15 protein-coding genes are annotated in these 15,649 nt (G+C 65.2%); 1 reads left to right on the forward strand and 14 read right to left on the reverse strand.

From position 1 onward, the window contains the following. Positions 1 to 76: 76 nt before the first annotated feature. The 4 genes from ptsP to KBP54_RS09385 all read right to left on the reverse strand — a co-directional run bounded on the left by ptsP (position 77) and on the right by KBP54_RS09385 (position 5,993). The gene (ptsP, locus tag KBP54_RS09370) at positions 77 to 1,768 is read right to left on the reverse strand and encodes a phosphoenolpyruvate--protein phosphotransferase (RefSeq protein ID WP_256005507.1); all 1,692 of its coding nucleotides are present in this window, start codon (positions 1,766 to 1,768) and stop codon (positions 77 to 79) included. Positions 1,769 to 1,801: 33 nt separating this feature from the next. Further along, entirely contained in the window at positions 1,802 to 2,629 is an 828-nt protein-coding gene (locus tag KBP54_RS09375; protein ID WP_070478127.1) for a PRD domain-containing protein, read from the reverse strand. Between the two features lie 10 nt (positions 2,630 to 2,639). Continuing rightward, entirely contained in the window at positions 2,640 to 4,715 is a 2,076-nt protein-coding gene (locus tag KBP54_RS09380) for a glucose PTS transporter subunit IIA (RefSeq protein ID WP_256005509.1), read from the reverse strand. 108 nt (positions 4,716 to 4,823) lie between these two features. After that, positions 4,824 to 5,993, reverse strand: coding sequence for a glycosyltransferase 87 family protein (locus KBP54_RS09385; RefSeq protein ID WP_256005511.1), 1,170 nt, complete (start codon positions 5,991 to 5,993; stop codon positions 4,824 to 4,826). 78 nt (positions 5,994 to 6,071) lie between these two features. Between KBP54_RS09385 and KBP54_RS09390 the strand changes: the two genes are divergently transcribed. Then, positions 6,072 to 6,599 carry an NINE protein gene (locus KBP54_RS09390; RefSeq protein WP_256005512.1) on the forward strand — a complete coding sequence of 176 codons (528 nt, stop codon included), beginning with the start codon at positions 6,072 to 6,074 and terminating at the stop codon, positions 6,597 to 6,599. A 294-nt stretch (positions 6,600 to 6,893) separates the two neighbouring features. On the opposite strand, the gene lysS is transcribed toward KBP54_RS09390, so the two are convergent. From lysS to folP, 10 genes are read right to left on the reverse strand one after another with little or no spacing between them, the layout of a single operon-like run. Beyond that, positions 6,894 to 8,444, reverse strand: a complete 1,551-nt coding sequence (gene lysS / locus KBP54_RS09395; RefSeq protein WP_256005514.1) for a lysine--tRNA ligase — start codon at positions 8,442 to 8,444, stop codon at positions 6,894 to 6,896. A gap of 25 nt (positions 8,445 to 8,469) precedes the next feature. Then, the gene (locus KBP54_RS09400) at positions 8,470 to 9,864 is read right to left on the reverse strand and encodes a DHA2 family efflux MFS transporter permease subunit (RefSeq protein ID WP_256005516.1); all 1,395 of its coding nucleotides are present in this window, start codon (positions 9,862 to 9,864) and stop codon (positions 8,470 to 8,472) included. A 13-nt stretch (positions 9,865 to 9,877) separates the two neighbouring features. After that, on the reverse strand, positions 9,878 to 11,164 hold the full coding sequence (locus tag KBP54_RS09405) for a protein kinase family protein (RefSeq protein ID WP_256005518.1): 1,287 nt from the start codon (positions 11,162 to 11,164) through the stop codon (positions 9,878 to 9,880). Positions 11,165 to 11,221: 57 nt separating this feature from the next. Further along, entirely contained in the window at positions 11,222 to 12,028 is an 807-nt protein-coding gene (locus tag KBP54_RS09410; protein ID WP_256005520.1) for a pantoate--beta-alanine ligase, read from the reverse strand. Further along, positions 12,025 to 12,660, reverse strand: a complete 636-nt coding sequence (locus KBP54_RS09415) for a hypothetical protein (RefSeq protein ID WP_256005521.1) — start codon at positions 12,658 to 12,660, stop codon at positions 12,025 to 12,027. The genes KBP54_RS09410 and KBP54_RS09415 overlap by 4 nt, the downstream gene beginning before the upstream one ends. Next, on the reverse strand, positions 12,657 to 13,487 hold the full coding sequence (locus KBP54_RS09420; RefSeq protein WP_256005523.1) for a DUF6779 domain-containing protein: 831 nt from the start codon (positions 13,485 to 13,487) through the stop codon (positions 12,657 to 12,659). The genes KBP54_RS09415 and KBP54_RS09420 overlap by 4 nt, the downstream gene beginning before the upstream one ends. Positions 13,488 to 13,497: 10 nt before the next feature. After that, positions 13,498 to 13,965: a DUF3180 domain-containing protein gene (locus KBP54_RS09425; protein WP_070361896.1), complete on the reverse strand. Its 468-nt coding sequence runs from the start codon at positions 13,963 to 13,965 to the stop codon at positions 13,498 to 13,500. Further along, entirely contained in the window at positions 13,962 to 14,423 is a 462-nt protein-coding gene (folK, locus tag KBP54_RS09430) for a 2-amino-4-hydroxy-6-hydroxymethyldihydropteridine diphosphokinase (protein WP_070361895.1), read from the reverse strand. Before folK ends, KBP54_RS09425 begins: the two co-directional genes overlap by 4 nt. Continuing rightward, entirely contained in the window at positions 14,423 to 14,803 is a 381-nt protein-coding gene (folB, locus tag KBP54_RS09435) for a dihydroneopterin aldolase (protein ID WP_256005524.1), read from the reverse strand. The genes folK and folB overlap by 1 nt, the downstream gene beginning before the upstream one ends. After that, positions 14,796 to 15,647, reverse strand: coding sequence for a dihydropteroate synthase (folP, locus tag KBP54_RS09440; protein WP_256005526.1), 852 nt, complete (start codon positions 15,645 to 15,647; stop codon positions 14,796 to 14,798). Before folP ends, folB begins: the two co-directional genes overlap by 8 nt. Between the last annotated feature and the right edge of the window lie 2 nt (positions 15,648 to 15,649).

The raw sequence follows: 15,649 nt of genomic DNA on the forward strand, positions 1-15,649 counted from the left end.
GCACCAGCTCAGGCCGGATGTTCGCTCGTAGCGAACAGAGGCTTTTCGACGCCTCCTCCGGCCCCAACCGGCCAGTTTAGAGCAGGTCGCGCAGCACCGGATCCGCGATCTTGAGCACGTTCTCGCGTGCTTCCTTCGCGGTCGGGGCGTCGACGGCAAAGTTTGCCATCTGGCGGCAGGTGTCGCGGTCGTGCAGGCGTAGCGCGGCGCGCACCGCGTTGACCTTGCCCGGCGCCATGGACAGGGAGCTCACGCCCAGGCCGACGAGGACGAGCGCCATGAGCGGGTCGCCGCCTGCCTCGCCGCACACGCCGATGGACTTGCCGGTGGCTTCGCCGCCGCGGCAGGTCTCACGGATCATGGCCAGCGTTGCTGGCTGCCACGGGGTGAGCAGCTCTGCGAGCTCGCCCTGCATGCGGTCGGCGGCCATGGTGTACTGCGACAGGTCATTGGTGCCGATGGATGCGAAGTCCGCGATGTCCAGGATGTGGGAGGAGCGGATCGCGGCCGCGGGGGTCTCCACCATCACGCCGACCTTCGGCAGGCCGTGGGCGCGTGCGCGCTCGGTGAACCAGCGGGTCTCCTCCACCGTGGCCACCATTGGGGCCATGACCCACAGTTCAGCCTCCGGGACAGCCTTGCGTGCTGCGGCCAGCGCCTTGAGCTGGTCGTCGAGGAGGTCTTCGCGGGCCATGGACAGGCGCAGGCCGCGACGGCCCAGTGCCGGGTTCTCTTCCTCGCCGAGGTCGGCGAAGGACAGCGGCTTGTCGGCGCCTGCGTCCAGGGTGCGCACGACGACGCGGCGGTCACCGAATGCGCGCAGCACCTTGGTGTACGTCTCGGTCTGCTCCTCGACGCTCGGGGCGGAATCGCGGTCCAGGAAGAGGAACTCGGTGCGGAACAGGCCGGAGCCTTCCAGGTCGTAGCCAGAGGCCTTCGCGGCATCGTCCGCGGTGCCGATGTTGGCCAGCAGCTTCACGCGGTAGCCGTCGCGGGTGGCACCCTCGCCGGAGGAGCCTGCCAGGGCTGCGGCGCGGCGGCGGGAGCGCTCCTCGAGCTCGGCGACGTCCGACTCGTTCGGGGCGACGATCACCTCGCCGACGCCGCCGTCAAGCGCGATCGCTGGGGCGTCGACAAGCGCCTCAGTAATGCCCTTGACCTGCACCGCTGCGGGGATGCCGAGCTGCGCGGCGAGGATCGCCGTATGCGATGTCGCGCCGCCGGCCTCCGTCACGATGCCGACGACCAACGCTGGATCCAACGTCGCGGTCTCAGCCGGTGCAAGGTCGTTCGCGACGAGCACGGACGGCTCGGTCAGCGCTGGAACGCCCGGCTCCGGCAGCCCGCGCAGGCGCGCGGTGGCGCGGTCGCGGATGTCGTAGAGGTCGGTGACGCGCTCAGCCATGTAGCCGCCGAGCTTGCGGAACTTCGCCGCGTACGCCTCCACCGCGTCGTGGACCGCCTTGGTCACGCCGGTCCCCTTCTTCAGTTCCTTCTTAATGCCGCGCACCAGGCCGCGGTCCTTCGCCAAGGCGGCGGTGGCCTCAAGGACAGCCTTGGATGTCTCAGAGTTTGCGTGCTCTGCGCGCGCCGTCAAGGACGCGGAGACTTCTTCCAAGACCGCGACGACACGCTCGCCGTCGGCGTCAGGGTCGGTGCATGGTTGTTCGTGCTCGTCGATACCAACGGCGGGTGTAACAACTGCGACCGGGCCAGAGGCGGTACCTGCGGAAACCCCGATCCCATACAAGACGGTGCGGTCAGTCATGAGTGTGTCCTTTCAGCAATCAAGCTAATGGTATTACATTTGATGGTACGCGCTGAGGCGCGCAATGTGCAGAGCAAGGTACGCAATTTCATCTTCTGTCAACGCTGTATCGAAGCGAAGCTCCACTACAGCGGCCACTTTTCGGGCGCACTCAACTTCCCTCGGGTAACTGCGCGTCAACTCACGCGCCAGCGGAGAATTTCCGCGCTCGAGTTGTTTCCCCTGCTCAAGGCGAACAAACAAATAACGAATGTGTGTAATAAACCGGGCCACATTTATCGACGCCGCTTCGAACTCCACCCCAAACTCAGCCGCAATGATCTGCATCATCTGCTGAATCAACCCCGTCATCCGGTACGTATGCGCCAGGTCACCGGTGTTGAAACCGGCGTTGACCAGGTGCATCGCAAGCGCGGTGGCTTCGGTGGTGGGCAGGGTGGCGTCGAAAAGAATGTTGATGTGCTCCAGCAGGCGTTCGCCCTGTGCATACTCTGCTGGGTACAAGTGCTGGACCTCGGCGCGCAACGGGTAGGCGATCTCTTCGCCGCGGGAGGCCCGCTCAAGTGCATTAATAATGTGGTCCGTCACCGCGGTGACCAGCGTGATGCTGGGCTTTGCGCCCACGGCCTCCAACGCTGCGGTCACACGGTGTATATCTTCGGCGGGAAGCCCGGCAATCATTTGGCCGGAGTGGTCCGGGTCCCGACCATCCGCCGGAACAAATACTCGCTGCACCTTCGACTCGTCGAGGACGTCGCCTTTCTTTGCCCCAAAGGCGATGCCCCGACCGGTCACCACAACATCCTCCGACCCGCGGCGGGCCAGGACGACGTTGTTGTTAAAGATGCGCAGTATTTGCATGTGTTCGACCCTACTTGGTTACCCCCAACAGTGGCTGGCCGACCTCGGCCTCACCAGTGGCGATATCTTCCACAGCGGCCAGCGACTTGGAGTTGACCACGGTCATAATCACCGTGGTGTCCACGCCGTGACCTGCGATTGCGCCGAAGTCGACGTCCGCGAGGGCGTCGCCAATCTCGACGCGCTGCTTCTTCTCCACGAGCGGGGTGAAGCCTTCGCCCTTCAGCTTGACGGTGTCAATGCCGATGTGGACGAGGACCTCGACGCCGTCGTCAGTCTTGATGCCGTAGGCGTGCCCCGTCTTCGCAACAGAGATCACCTTGCCAGCAACCGGCGCCACAACCTTCTCGACGCCGCCTTCCGGCAGCACACCAATTGCCTGGCCGAGCGCACCGGATGCGAACGCGGCGTCCTGGATCTGGTCCATCGGGACAACCTTGCCTGCGATCGGCGCGGTGACCTCGCGGGTGTCCGCTGCTGGGGTCGCCGCAGCTGCAGGCGCGTCGGCCTCTGCTGCAACGGCTGGAGCGGCCGCCGCCGGAGCTGCTGCCGCAACTGCCGGAGCTTCCTCCTGCTCTTTTTCCTCCTGTGCCGCGCGTGCGCGAGCCAGAGCCTCTTCACGCTCTTCCGGCGTGCGGTAGTCGGTGAAGTAGATGACGAAGAACGCGGTGAAGAACGCGACCGCAATAGCGATGACGTAGACCCACATCGGGCTGAAGACCACGGTGGTCAACAGCGAGGTGAACACGAACGCGTTGGTCTGCACGCCGCCGAACGGGGTGCCCAGAATCGCGATGGTCAGACCACCGGTGAAGCAGCCCACCAGCATCCGCGGGTAGATCCTCTTGTAGCGCAGGTGGATGCCGTAGAGGGACGGCTCCGAAATACCACCGAACAGACCAGCTGCCAGCGCTGAACCGGAGGTCTGGCGCATGACTGGATCCTTATCGCGCAGCGAGAGCGCGAACACAGCAGCGGTTGCACCGAAGCAGGCGAAGTTCCAAGCACCCATTGGGCCCTGGATGAAGTCGTAGCCCAGGGTCTGTATGTTGACCAGCATGAGGGCGTTGAGCGGCCAGTGCAGGCCGAGCGGAACCAGGAACGGGTACAGCATTGGGATCAGGATGGCGAACACGAACGGCGCGTTACCGTTCAGCCACGCAAGGCCAACACCAATCCATGCGCCGAGCGCGTAGCCGAGCGGCCCAATCACGATCGCGGTGACTGGGATCATCACCAAGAGGGTGAGGAACGGCACGAACACCATGTGGACCGCGGACGGAATAATCTTCTGGAAACCCTTGTACACCAGGGCCGCCACGACCGCCATGATCAGCGGCACGAACACGTTGCCTTCGTAGCCAGGCAGCAACATCGGCAAGCCCATCACCGTCACGCGGCTGACCTCGGTGCCGAGCAGGTCGTTGACCTCAGTCACGGCATCCGGGTGGTCCGCCAGCCCCATGAACTCGGGGGTGAACAGCGCCAGGATGACGGCGGCAGGCACCCACGGCTCAATGTTGAGCTTCTTGCCTGCGTTGTACGCCACCATCACCGGCAGGAAGTAGAACACCGAGCGCCACATCGCGTCGACGAACTGCCAACCCGGCGTCTTGACCTCCGCATGGAAGTCAACAAAGCCCAGCGCGTCCATCACCGCAGCAAACGCAATAATTAACGACGCCCCAAGCAACACACCCAGAATCGGCCTAAAGGAATCCGAGAGGTACTCGAAAAAGGCGTCCATCCACGGCACCTTGCCCTGCGCCTTCGCGCGCTGGGCCGCCTTCACGTCATCGTTGCTCTGGCTGCCACGCGACTGCATCTCCGGCAGATTGTTCATCGCGTTGTACACCGTCGCGACGTCCCCGCCAACAATCACCTGGTAGTGCGACCCACCCTGCGGCACCGCACCCATCACCTTCGGGTTCGCCTCGAGACGCTCCTTGTCAGCCAGGGAGGCATCGTTGAGCTCAAAACGCAAACGGGTCGCGCAGTGCGTAAAGGACGCAATGTTGTCCGCACCGCCAATCCCCGCAAGGATATCCGCCGCCTGCTCCTGCAAGCCGGCCTGCTTGGTTGCCATGTTCACTCCTTTTCTTCATAGATCCAGGGATGAAAAAAGACCCGGGACGCGAAAACGTCCCAGGTCTTGCCCCGCCGAACCCGGCAGGTAACAACCCTGTGGTTGGTATTACGTTCCACTATATGCCGGAACGTTTTGGTGTGCAATAAGCTTGCTCTCAGCCGGGAACCAACGCTCCAGCAGCAGTGCCGCCCACATCACCAACGACGCCAACCCGATCAGGTTGCCCATGTACCAAAGGGGCGTCGAGAAGCTGTAGGCATCAACCTCCGGGTAGAGCTGGTACGACGGCACAAACAGCACCGCGACGTAGAGCACGTACGCGAGCTTCCACACCGACGGCACCGCCGCAAAAATCAGCGGGACCGCCAACATCACGCAGGAGAAATGGTGCGACACCGCGTACGGCCCACCCACGCTAATGCCCAGCGCGACGAAGAACAGCGCATGCACGTCCAGCCCCCGGCGCAGCAGGTACCACGCCCCCAGTCCTGTGAGCAGCGCGAACACCAAGAAGATGACGCCGGTCGGGGCATCGAGACCCGCACGCGCGAACAGGCCGGACAGCGCCTGGTTCGGCGGGTACATCGCGTTGCCGCCGCGGTCGGTGTTGAAGAACTCGTCGGTGAAGTAGTACCAGGTCTCCGCCGGACGCATCAGCACACCAATCAGAATCGTGCCCACGAACGTCCCCGCAGCACGCGCCACCGACGCCCAATCTTTCTTCACCAAGAACAAAATCGCGAACGCCGCCGGCGTGATCTTAATCCCAGCCGCAATCCCCACACCGACACCGCGCAACTGCCGCGGCAACAGGCCCAGCGCATCCACCACGACCAGCGCGAACAAGAACACGTTAATCTGGCCGAAGAAGAAATTCGCCTGCAGCGGATCAATCGCCAAGGACCACGCAATCACTCCCACCAGCACCAGCGGCGTGACCTTCACGTCTAGCCTGCGCAGCGCCAACCACGAAATGAGCGCCACGCACGCCATCGTCGCCAACGTCCACACCATGTCCATCACCGGCTCAGGCATCCACGTCAGCGGAACAAACAGCAAGGCCGCGAACGGCGGGTAGATGAAGCGGAACCCGCTACGAGTCGGGAAGTCGTCGTACAGGTCGGCGCCGCTGATCAGGGCGTTGCCGGCGTCGCGAAACACGCCGACGTCCAGCAACTCGCCGCGCGCCGCACTGCCAAAGACCTCACTGAGCCCACTGGCGGCCGCGAGCACACCAACGAGCACCCACACCCACAACGAAACCTGCTTCACCATCGCATCGCCTTACGCCCATCACTATTGACTAACTTTGCTGCCTAACTCTGCGCATCATACCGATACACAAGGACACGAATGAACTACACTACGGAATACACCATTGCCGACCGCCTTGAATTGAGGACTCACATGACCAACCAGCAGCCCATGTACGACAAAGACGGGCTCCCAATCACGCAGCCAACCAACCAATTCCAGGGGTTCGGGCAGTACGGGCAGACTGGGCAATTCGGCCAGTTTGGGCAGGGTTCACCGTACGGGCAACCGCAGATGCAACAGTTCGCACCATCACAAATGGCGCAAATGCAGTCAGCATACGGGTACGCCGTACCCCAAAAGAACAAGTTCCTCGCGGCGGCGTTGTTCTTCTTCCTTGGCTCGTTTGGCATCGGTAACTTCTACCTAGGACAGAACGTCCGTGGCGTCACCAAAGTGGGGCTCTTCCTGACCGGCAGCCTCTTCAGCCTGATCCCATTCGTCGGCTGGATCGTTTCCACCCCGATCTTCCTCGCACTATGGGTGTGGTGCATCATCGAGATGATCATGGTCCTCGTCGGCGGCGGAGGTTACGACACCGACGCCAATGGGATCCCGCTGAAGTAAGTTCCTCTCGGCTCGAGGCAGTGACAAAAGACGCAACCCCATACACCTAGTCCTTTATCTACCTGGCATTATGTAGTGCTATTCCTTTTCGTGTTGCGTCATTTGGCACTGCCTCTGCTTGTATGACACCTAATTCCACATTTTTGGAGGGGTCACGAGCGTTTTCCCAGGTCGCGAAGCAGGCAAAAGGGAATTTGGTGCGCAGCACGCGAACAAGCAATGCAAAAAGCCCGGCGGTCTGGGAAAACACAAAATCCCAAGCGCCGGGCCCATTCAAACCCAAGCTAGCTTGACCTACGCCTCCGGCTTCACCAGCGGGAACAGGACGGTCTCGCGGATGCCGAGGCCGGTGAGGGCCATCAGCAGGCGGTCGATGCCCATGCCGCAACCGGCGGTTGGTGGCATGCCCTGCTCCATGGCGGCGAGGAAGTCCTCGTCGAGGACCATGGCTTCGTCATCGCCGTGTGCGGCGAGGCGGGCCTGGTCTTCGAAGCGTTCGCGTTGGATGACGGGGTCGACAAGTTCGGAGTAGCCGGTGGCCAGCTCGAAGCCGCGGACGTAGAGGTCAAACTTCTCGGTGACGCCGGGCTGATCGCGGTGGTCGCGGGTCAGCGGGGACGTCTCGACTGGGAAGTTGATCACGAAGGTCGGCTCGTAGAGCTGGTCGGAGCAGAGGTGCTCCCAGATCTCCTCGACGAGCTTGCCGTGCAGCCAGCCCTCATCCTTCGGCACCTTCAGACCGATGACGTCGGCGATGCCCTTCAGTTCCTCCACGGAGGACTCGATGGTGACCTCAGGCTGGCCCGGGAACTTGCGCTGCAGGGCCTCGTTGAGGGAAGGGTACATCTCCATGACTTTCCACTCGCCGCCGAGGTCGTACTCGGTGCCGTCTGGAAGGGTGACGGTGGTGGAGCCGAAGACTTCCTTCGCGCAGAACTGCACGAGTTCCTGCATGGTCTTCGCGCCGTCCTTGTAGGTGCCCCACGCTTGGTAGGTCTCGAGCATGGTGAACTCGGGCGAGTGGGAAGAGTCGACGCCCTCGTTGCGGAAGTTGCGGTTGAGCTCGAAGACGCGCTCAATGCCGCCGACGACGCAGCGCTTGAGGTAGAGCTCCGGTGCAATGCGCAGGTAAAGATCCATATCGAGCGCGTTAGAGCGTGTAATAAACGGGCGGGCCGCGGCGCCGCCGTGCAGGGTCTGCAGCATCGGCGTTTCGACCTCGACGAAGTCGTGGCCGGTGAGGAACTTACGCACAGCGGCGATGACCTTGATGCGGGTCATGGCGTTCTTACGGGCGTCCTCGCGCATGATGAGGTCGGTGTAGCGGTGACGAACGCGCTGCTCCTCGTTCATGTCGGCGAACGCGACAGGGAGCGGACGCAGTGCCTTGGACGCCATGTGCCAGGACTGAGCCTGGACGGAGAGCTCACCGCGGCGGGAAGCGATGACGCGGCCGCGGACGGAGACGATGTCGCCGAGGTCGGTGTCGGCCTTCCAGGACGCGAGTGCCTCCTCCCCTACCTCTGCGAGGGAAAGCATGACCTGCAGCTGGGTGCCATCGCCCTCCTGGAGGGTGGCGAAGCAGAGCTTGCCGGTGTTGCGCTGGAACATAATGCGGCCCGCGACTGCGACGACGTCCTGGGTCTCTTCGCCCGGCGCGAGGTTGAACTGGCCGTCGCCCTCGCCTTCGGGCACGGCGCGGTACTTCTGGCGCAGCTCGCGCAAGGAGGTCGTGCGGTCGACGACGACTGGGTAAGCGTCGCGGCCTTCGCTCAGAAGCTTTTCGCGCTTCGCACGACGGAACTGTTGCTGTTCGGAGAGGTCCTGCGTTGTTTGATTCTTCACGCTGACCTAGCCTAGTCGGTCCGGGTCAGCCGTGGTCAATTAGTCGTGTATTCGGCTTGCCTCCCACGAAGCACACGGCTACAACGACGAGCAGCATGCCGACGCCACCAACGACGAACGCGCGCGCCGTGCCGTCGGAGGCGCTGCCGGTGGCCTGGGTACCCATGGTCATCGTTGCGATGAACACCGCGGTGCCCGCCGCCCCGCCGAGCTGCTGCAGCGTGTTGAGCGCCGCGGAGCCGTGGGCGTAGAGCTGCGACGGCAGCGAGGACAGTGACACGGTCATGAGCGGGGTCATGATCATGGACATCGCCACGTTGACCAGGATCAGCACGGCAACGAGCTGCCACTGTGGGGTGTCATCGGCGAGGATGGCCACAAGGATCCACTGGGAGGCCAACATCAGCACCGCACCCGGGATGGCCAGGGGCCGTGGTCCGTAGGCGTCGTAGCAGCGCCCCGCAATTGGGGACGCGACGCCCTGTGCAATACCACCTGGCAGCAGGATCAGACCGGTGGCCACCGTGGAAATCCCCAGGCCGACCTGCATGTAGACCGGCAGGATGTTCACGGTGCCCAGCAGGATGCCGAAGGCGATGAACACGCCCACAACGGAGAAGGCGAAGTTGCGGTGGGTAAACACGCTCAGGTCAAGCAGCGCGCGCCCGGTTGGCGCCAGTCGCAGCTGCCTGCGCACGAACAGCACCAGGAACACCGCGCCGATGACCAGGGCCGCGGCAGGGTTCCAGGAATCGCCGGTGAGCAGGGAGGTGATCGTCGATAAGCCGTAGACAAGGCCGCCGAACGCGAGTGCTGAAAGGAGCACCGACAGGATGTCGAGTGGAGCGTCGTGGCGCTCGCCGACGTTCGGGAGGGCGAACACCGCGAGCAGCACCGCCACGGCTGGGATGGGCACCATCACCCAGAAGATGTGGTGCCAGGTAAACGCGCCGAGCACGAAGCCGGCGAGCGTGGGGCCAAGGGCGGGCGCCACCGACATCACCACCGCGTTGAGTCCCATCACCGTGCCGCGGCGCTGCGGGGCGACCACCGTCACGGTAACCGTCATGAGCAGCGGCAACATCGCCGCCGTGCCAAGTGCCTGCACCACGCGCGCGGCGAGCAACACCCCGAACGAGGGCGCGGTGGCCGCCATGACGCAGCCGACGATGAACAGCGCCATCGAGGCGAAGTAGACGGCGCGGGTGCTGAGGCGCTGGATGACGAAGCCGGAGGCCGGGATCGCCACGGACATGGTGAGCAGGAAGCCGGTCATCAGCCACTGGGCCGTATCGGCGGGTACGCCGAAGTCCGCCATGATTGCGGGCAGGGCAACAGCGACGGTGGTCTCGTTGAAGATCATCATCATCGCAGAGACCACCAGCACTCCAATAAGCAGTACTGGGTTCGTTGATTTCATAGCCCGGCTTAGGCTACTCCTCGTCAGCAACTGGGGCACACAGTGGCAGGTCGAGGCGCTGTGCCTCGGCATCATCGCCGTTGATGACCACCATGTACTCGCGCTCAGTGCGCGGGGTCAGCACGAAGGCTGGCGGGGTGGCGTCGGGAAGCTGGTAGTCGTAGATGAGGCACTCGCCGGAGCCCAGCACGACGGCTTCCTTCGGGTCCGGCAGGACACGATCGAGCGCATCAGAAGAAACATACTTTGCGACGGAGACCCCCAACGTCTCGTTCGCGCAGCGGATCTTGCCCTCCTGGCCCTCGTCTGGCGTGGCGGAGTCACAGATCAGGCCGTGCCAACCCTTCTGCCCAGCCTTGTCGGACACGATGCCAGGGTAAGTCTCGGCGATTTCGGCCTCGACGCCGACCCACTCCTCACCGCGGTGCTGCATCCAGTACCAGATGCCGCCTGCGGCGATGAGCAGCAGCGCCACGATGGCCGCGATCAACGGCCAGAGCTTGAACTTCTTCTCGTCTTCTGGGCGCACGTACTCGCCGGTCGGCCCATACGGGTAGGGCTGCGGTGGCTGGCGGTAACCGTCGGTGGCGCCCGGCGCGACCGGGGACACCTCCGGCTCATCGAGGGGTTCACCGGCGACGGCGTTGAGGTAGCCGACGCAGCCGGTGGCGGCGTTGGCGGCGTCCTCGTCGACGTCCAGGCCGGTCATAGAGTTAAACAGTTCAATGAAGCTTGCAACGTTCGCCGCGTGTTGCTCCTCGGCGTGCTCGGGTGCGGTGGCCGTCGGGCCGACCAGGGTGAGCTTGACGGGGACGCTGGACCAGGCTGGCTGCACCAGCATCCGGGAGGCGTCCACGGAGCGGGCCACGAACGCGCCGAGGCCCTGGGCGTCGTAGTCGTCGATGGCTTCAGCCACGCCGATGAGCAGCTCGCGGGCCTCGGCGGGGGTGAATACGCCACCGTCAGCACGCTTGTCGCTGATCAGGCGAGCGAGCGAAGCGCCGGTCGGGGCTTCGCGCAGTACGTAGAGGTGGCCGTCGTCGGTGTAGCCGGCACTGCGCGGCTGGAACGCGCCGGGGTGGTTCGAGGCGGCAAGCGCCCGGTTCAGGCCTGCGATGTCGCGGCGTTGGTTCTCGGGCTGGGTGGCGTCGAAAAGCTCGACTTCGACGGCCTGGCCTGCATCATTGCTGGCGACGAAGAGCTGTGAGTCTTCGGTGCGCCCTGTGGCTTGGACTTGCTCGGGGGTGAAGTCCATGCCGAAGCGCTCGTTCAGGATTCCAGCAATCAGGTCTATAGGCATGCCAAAGAGTGTAGCGAATAACTCGCCGTTTCTCGCTATGGCCCTCGTCTTTCCGCCCTAGTCCTCGATGTGTTTGAAGCCGATGCCGAGCGGCAGACCAACGTTGTCGTGGAGGCGCACCGTGCCACCGTCGGTGGCGGGCAGGTCGATGGCTGCGAGCAGCCGGGCGTCGCCCTGGGCAGGGGCCTCGCGCATGGCCAGGTCACGCACCGCGAGGTACGCCGGTGCAACCCCGGCGGCCTCGAGTACGCCGCGCACGGTGTCCAGGACGGTCTCGGCGCCGTGCTCGGCGGCGTGGGCCCCGGCGGTCAGCGCCGCGGACAGCGCAAGCGCCTGGTCGTGGGCGTCTTCGGCGACGCGCTCGTTGCGCAGCGAAAGCGCCAGCCCGTTCGGCATGCGCACGGTAGGCACGCTGTGCAGCTTGACCTCCATGCGCAGCCCAGACACGGCCAGCTGTGTGGCCACGAGCAGCTCGAAGTCCTTCTCTCCCATCACCAGGTCGGTGGCATGGGTGGCGTTGAGCACCGCCAGGATGCGGGCGACGTCGCGGGACACGGCGTCGGCGTCGTCGAGGTGCTCCATTCCGGTGCGCACGCTCACGGCGGTGCGCAGCTCGCCGTGGAAGACTACGTCGACGCCCTCGTTGCGGAAGGTTTCAGGCACCTCCTCGCCGGAGTAGGTGACGAACACGTACGCGCCGAGCAGGGACTTCGCCGCCCGGATCAGCTCGATGTGCCCGGCGTGCACGTCGGCGCCCAGCGGCACGACCGCAATCGTCTTGCCGATCTTGCGAAACGCCCGCCCGTAGGTGGCCAGCAGCTGCTCATCACGCACGACGACCGCGTTGCCCGGTTGAAAAGTCACAGGTTTTCCTCTCGTTGCTGCGCCGCGCGGCGCTCCAATACTTCTACTAATCGACGCACCCCGTCTCCCCCAACCGGTGCCCGGTCAAGCGGGCGCAGCGGCGGCAGCTCGGCGCTGTCGAAGGCGTCCGCGACCGCCTCGAAGTTGGGGTTGGCCTGCCGCAGCAGCGCGAGTGCGTCCTCCCGGACGACGCGCTGCAGGGCGCGAAGGTGCTGGGCGGTGGCCACCAGTGGGCGATCCGCATCCGTGATCGGCATCGTGACCTGCCCGAGCTCCCCGAGCAGCAGCGCGATCACGGTCTCCCCCAGCTCGTCGGCTGCGGAGGTGACCCACACGTTGTCCACGATGTTGTGCGCGCACATGACGACGGCCCCTGCGACCTCCACCTCGTCGAGGAGCTGGGCGCCGTGGTCCAGGTTGGTGTGCCAGAACATCTGCCTCGGGCGCACGAACGGCGCGCACTCGGCGGCGGCACGTTCGATGAAGTCAGCGGAGCCCTCGAGGAGCACCAGGTCGGCGGCGGCGATGTCCGCGGCCACGCGCGGGTACGTCACGCGGTGCCCGGCGCGCGCGAGCTGATCACTCAGCGCACTGGGGCCGCGCCAGGCGGCGATAGTCAGCGTTGGGCTCATTTGTTGCGGCGCGCTAGCAGCTCGGCGACGGAAACAGCGTTCTCGCCAGCCGCGTCACGGCGGCGGCGTCCCCCAACACGCGGGGCTGGTTCCGGCACGGCCTCGATGACCTCAGTGACTGGCTGCTCGTGGCGGCCGTGCTCAGGCTCAGGCTCTGGTTCCGGTTCGGGCTCCGGCTCAGACACTGGCTCGGGTACGGGCTCAGGCTCCGGGATTGGTGTCGGTTCAGGCGCCGACTTCTGCGCTTCTTGTGCTTCTTGTGCTTCTTGTGCTTCCTGCGCTTCTTGCTTCGCCTGGTGCTCGCTAATCAGCGCCGTGAGCGGGTTCTGCGTCTCCCGGCTCGGCTGGCTGCCAATGCGCCCGGCGATCGCGTCGGAGGACGGCGCCCCGGCCGGGCGGTCGTCGGACGGTTCGTAGGTGGGCTGTGTGAAGGACTCAATCTCCTGGATGCGGCGCGCCGCGGCGTGCACGGCAGCAGGCTCGTACTCGAAGACGTGCCCGCTCATCTCCTCAATCGTGGAGCGCAGGGAGCGCAGCTCCTCCTGAATGTCGCGCAGCAATTCCTCGGAGGGGGCGTCGACACCCGAGGGTGCGCCAGCGCGCGCGGCCTCGAGCTCGGCGGCGAACGTCTTCTCCCGCTCCTCCTGCAGGCGCGTGGCCTCCTCGTTGTCGCGGCGCAGGCGGTAGATCACGATGAGGCCCGCGACGGCCGCCCACAATGCCAAGATCAGCGAAAGCTTGAGTATGTTCGCGGAGTTGGTAAACAACATCACCACTGTGCCTGCAAGCGCAGCCACAAATGGAACAATCACCCAAGTATTTTTCATGCCCACTACCTTAGCTAACCTGTTCTCCACTTGAGGGTGGCGACACCTCACACACCCGTTCCAGCACGACACCGGCCACCGCCAGCGTGACGCCGCCCAACGCCCCGGAGACCAAGGGCGGCACGTCCTGCGCCGCGGCCATCAGCACGTGCATCCGGGGCAGCACGAAGAGCAGGCACCCCGCGTACAGCCCGCCGCTGACCGCTCCTGCCCAGGTGCAGGCCTTGCCAAACAGCATGAAGTTCGCCGCCATCATCGGGTTGAGCTGGCTGCGATCCAGGCCAACCTTGCCCTCATCACGGCGCTTGTGCACCATGAACGCAACGTAGAAACACACCGCGGCGACGATCCAGAGGCTCAGCGGCACCACCATGTTCAGCGACTCAAGCAGGCCGAACAGGCGGCGCACCACAATGAACGCCGCGGCGGTACAAAACCCGAACACGGCGATCACTCCGGACAGCGGCGTGCGTTTCACAGCTTGCGAACCCCCTGCGGTTCCAGCTCCGCGAGAATCTCGCTGACCGGGCGATCGAGCAGCTTGGCGTGCGGGTCAATCTCCAGCCAGGGAACCAGCACGAACTCGCGCAAGTGCGCGCGTGGGTGCGGCAGCGTCAGCTCAGGGTCGTCGCTACGGTAGCCCTCGAAGTCGATGATGTCCACGTCCAGTGTGCGCGGGCCCCAGCGCACGTCGCGTACCCGGTTCGCCTGCTGCTCTAGGCGCTGGCAGCGGGCGAGGAGGCTGTACGGGTCGTCGCTGTCGGTTTCGATAAGAAAGCTCTGGTTGAGAAAGTCTGGCTGCTCCACCCCGCCCCAGGGCGCGGTGGCGTAAATCGAGCTTGCGTCGAGGAGCTCGGCGGCGAACTCGTCGGCGACCGACTGCAGGTGGGCACGCGAGTCCTCCATGTTGGAGCCTGCCGAAATCACCGCGCGCATCAGCGGGCCCCCATCCGTTTACGGGAGCGGCGTGCCACCACGGCGACGTCCTCGAAGGGAAGCGGGATCGGCGCGTGCGGCTTGTGCAGCGTGACCTCCACCGCGTGCAGGATGTCGAAGCGCTCCATGGCGGCATCGGCGATCTCGGTGGCCACCGTCTCGATGAGCTGGCGCGGCGTGCCCGAGGCGATGTCGCTGGCCAACTGGGCTAGCTCCGCGTAGTTCATCGTCTGGGTCAGGTCGTCGGTGGCTGCGGCGCCTGCGAAGTCGAGCCAGCAGGTGATGTCCAGCAGGAAGCGCTGCCCGTGCTCGCGCTCGTGCGGCAGCACGCCGTGGTGCGCGTAGACGGACAGGCCCTTGAGTTCAATGCGGTCAGCCAAGGTTGCCCGCTTTCCACGCGGCGGCCACGTCCACGGCGTCGCGGGAGACGGCCACCTCGTGCACGCGCACGCACCAGGCGCCAGCCTGCGCGCACAGGGCGGTGACGGCGGCGGTGGCTGGGTCGGCGTCGATAGGCCCGTGCTCGAGCCCGCGGGCGGCGCGCACCCCGGTGAGGAAGCGCTTGCGGCTGGCCCCCACCAGCAGCGGGTAGCCGCAGTCCATGAGTGCGGGCAGGGCCTGCAGCAGCTGCCAGTTCTCTTGCGGGGTCTTGGCAAAGCCGAGGCCCGGGTCCAGCGTGATCTGCTCGGGGCGCACCCCAGCGGCCGTGGCGTTGGCAACCAGCTCGTCGAAGAGGCCGAGCACGTCAGCCACCACGTCCCCGCCGTGGTCGGCGGCACCGGAGGCGTTCACGAACTGCTGGGCGCGCCAGTGCATCAGGCACACCGGCAGGTCCGTGCGCGCCATCGTGGCGTACATGTCCGGGTCCGCGAGCCCGCCGGAAACGTCATTGATGAGGTCCACGCCCGCCTCGGCGGCGGCCTCGGCGGTGGCGGCGCGCATCGTGTCCACGGAAGTGCGGATGCCGTCTTCGTGAAGGGCCCGGATCACCGGGGCCACGCGCGCCGCTTCAACCTCGGCGGGCACACGCGTCGCGCCCGGCCTGGTCGACTCCGCACCCACGTCGATGATGTCCGCGCCCAGGCGGACCAGCTCGTGGGCGTGCGAGAGGGCGTCGTCAACCGCGAGCCACTTCCCGCCGTCCGAAAACGAATCTTCCGTGACGTTGACGATGCCCATCACCGTCGTGCGCCCCGGCGCGGTGAGATCCTGCACACTGACCATTG

The organism is Corynebacterium pseudogenitalium (genome assembly GCF_024453815.1).
GTDB lineage: Bacteria > Actinomycetota > Actinomycetes > Mycobacteriales > Mycobacteriaceae > Corynebacterium > Corynebacterium pseudogenitalium.

Excerpts from the sequence above, each read along its gene's own strand:
- ptsP (WP_256005507.1), bottom strand. The coding sequence starts at position 1,768 with ATGACTGACCGCACCGTCTTGTATGGGATCGGGGTTTCCGCAGGTACC.
- KBP54_RS09375 (WP_070478127.1), bottom strand. The coding sequence starts at position 2,629 with ATGCAAATACTGCGCATCTTTAACAACAACGTCGTCCTGGCCCGCCGC.
- KBP54_RS09380 (WP_256005509.1), bottom strand. The coding sequence starts at position 4,715 with ATGGCAACCAAGCAGGCCGGCTTGCAGGAGCAGGCGGCGGATATCCTT.
- KBP54_RS09385 (WP_256005511.1), bottom strand. The coding sequence starts at position 5,993 with ATGGTGAAGCAGGTTTCGTTGTGGGTGTGGGTGCTCGTTGGTGTGCTC.
- KBP54_RS09390 (WP_256005512.1), top strand. The coding sequence starts at position 6,072 with ATGAACTACACTACGGAATACACCATTGCCGACCGCCTTGAATTGAGG.
- KBP54_RS09400 (WP_256005516.1), bottom strand. The coding sequence starts at position 9,864 with ATGAAATCAACGAACCCAGTACTGCTTATTGGAGTGCTGGTGGTCTCT.
- KBP54_RS09405 (WP_256005518.1), bottom strand. The coding sequence starts at position 11,164 with ATGCCTATAGACCTGATTGCTGGAATCCTGAACGAGCGCTTCGGCATG.
- KBP54_RS09415 (WP_256005521.1), bottom strand. The coding sequence starts at position 12,660 with ATGAGCCCAACGCTGACTATCGCCGCCTGGCGCGGCCCCAGTGCGCTG.
- KBP54_RS09420 (WP_256005523.1), bottom strand. The coding sequence starts at position 13,487 with ATGAAAAATACTTGGGTGATTGTTCCATTTGTGGCTGCGCTTGCAGGC.
- folK (WP_070361895.1), bottom strand. The coding sequence starts at position 14,423 with ATGCGCGCGGTGATTTCGGCAGGCTCCAACATGGAGGACTCGCGTGCC.
- folP (WP_256005526.1), bottom strand. The coding sequence starts at position 15,647 with ATGGTCAGTGTGCAGGATCTCACCGCGCCGGGGCGCACGACGGTGATG.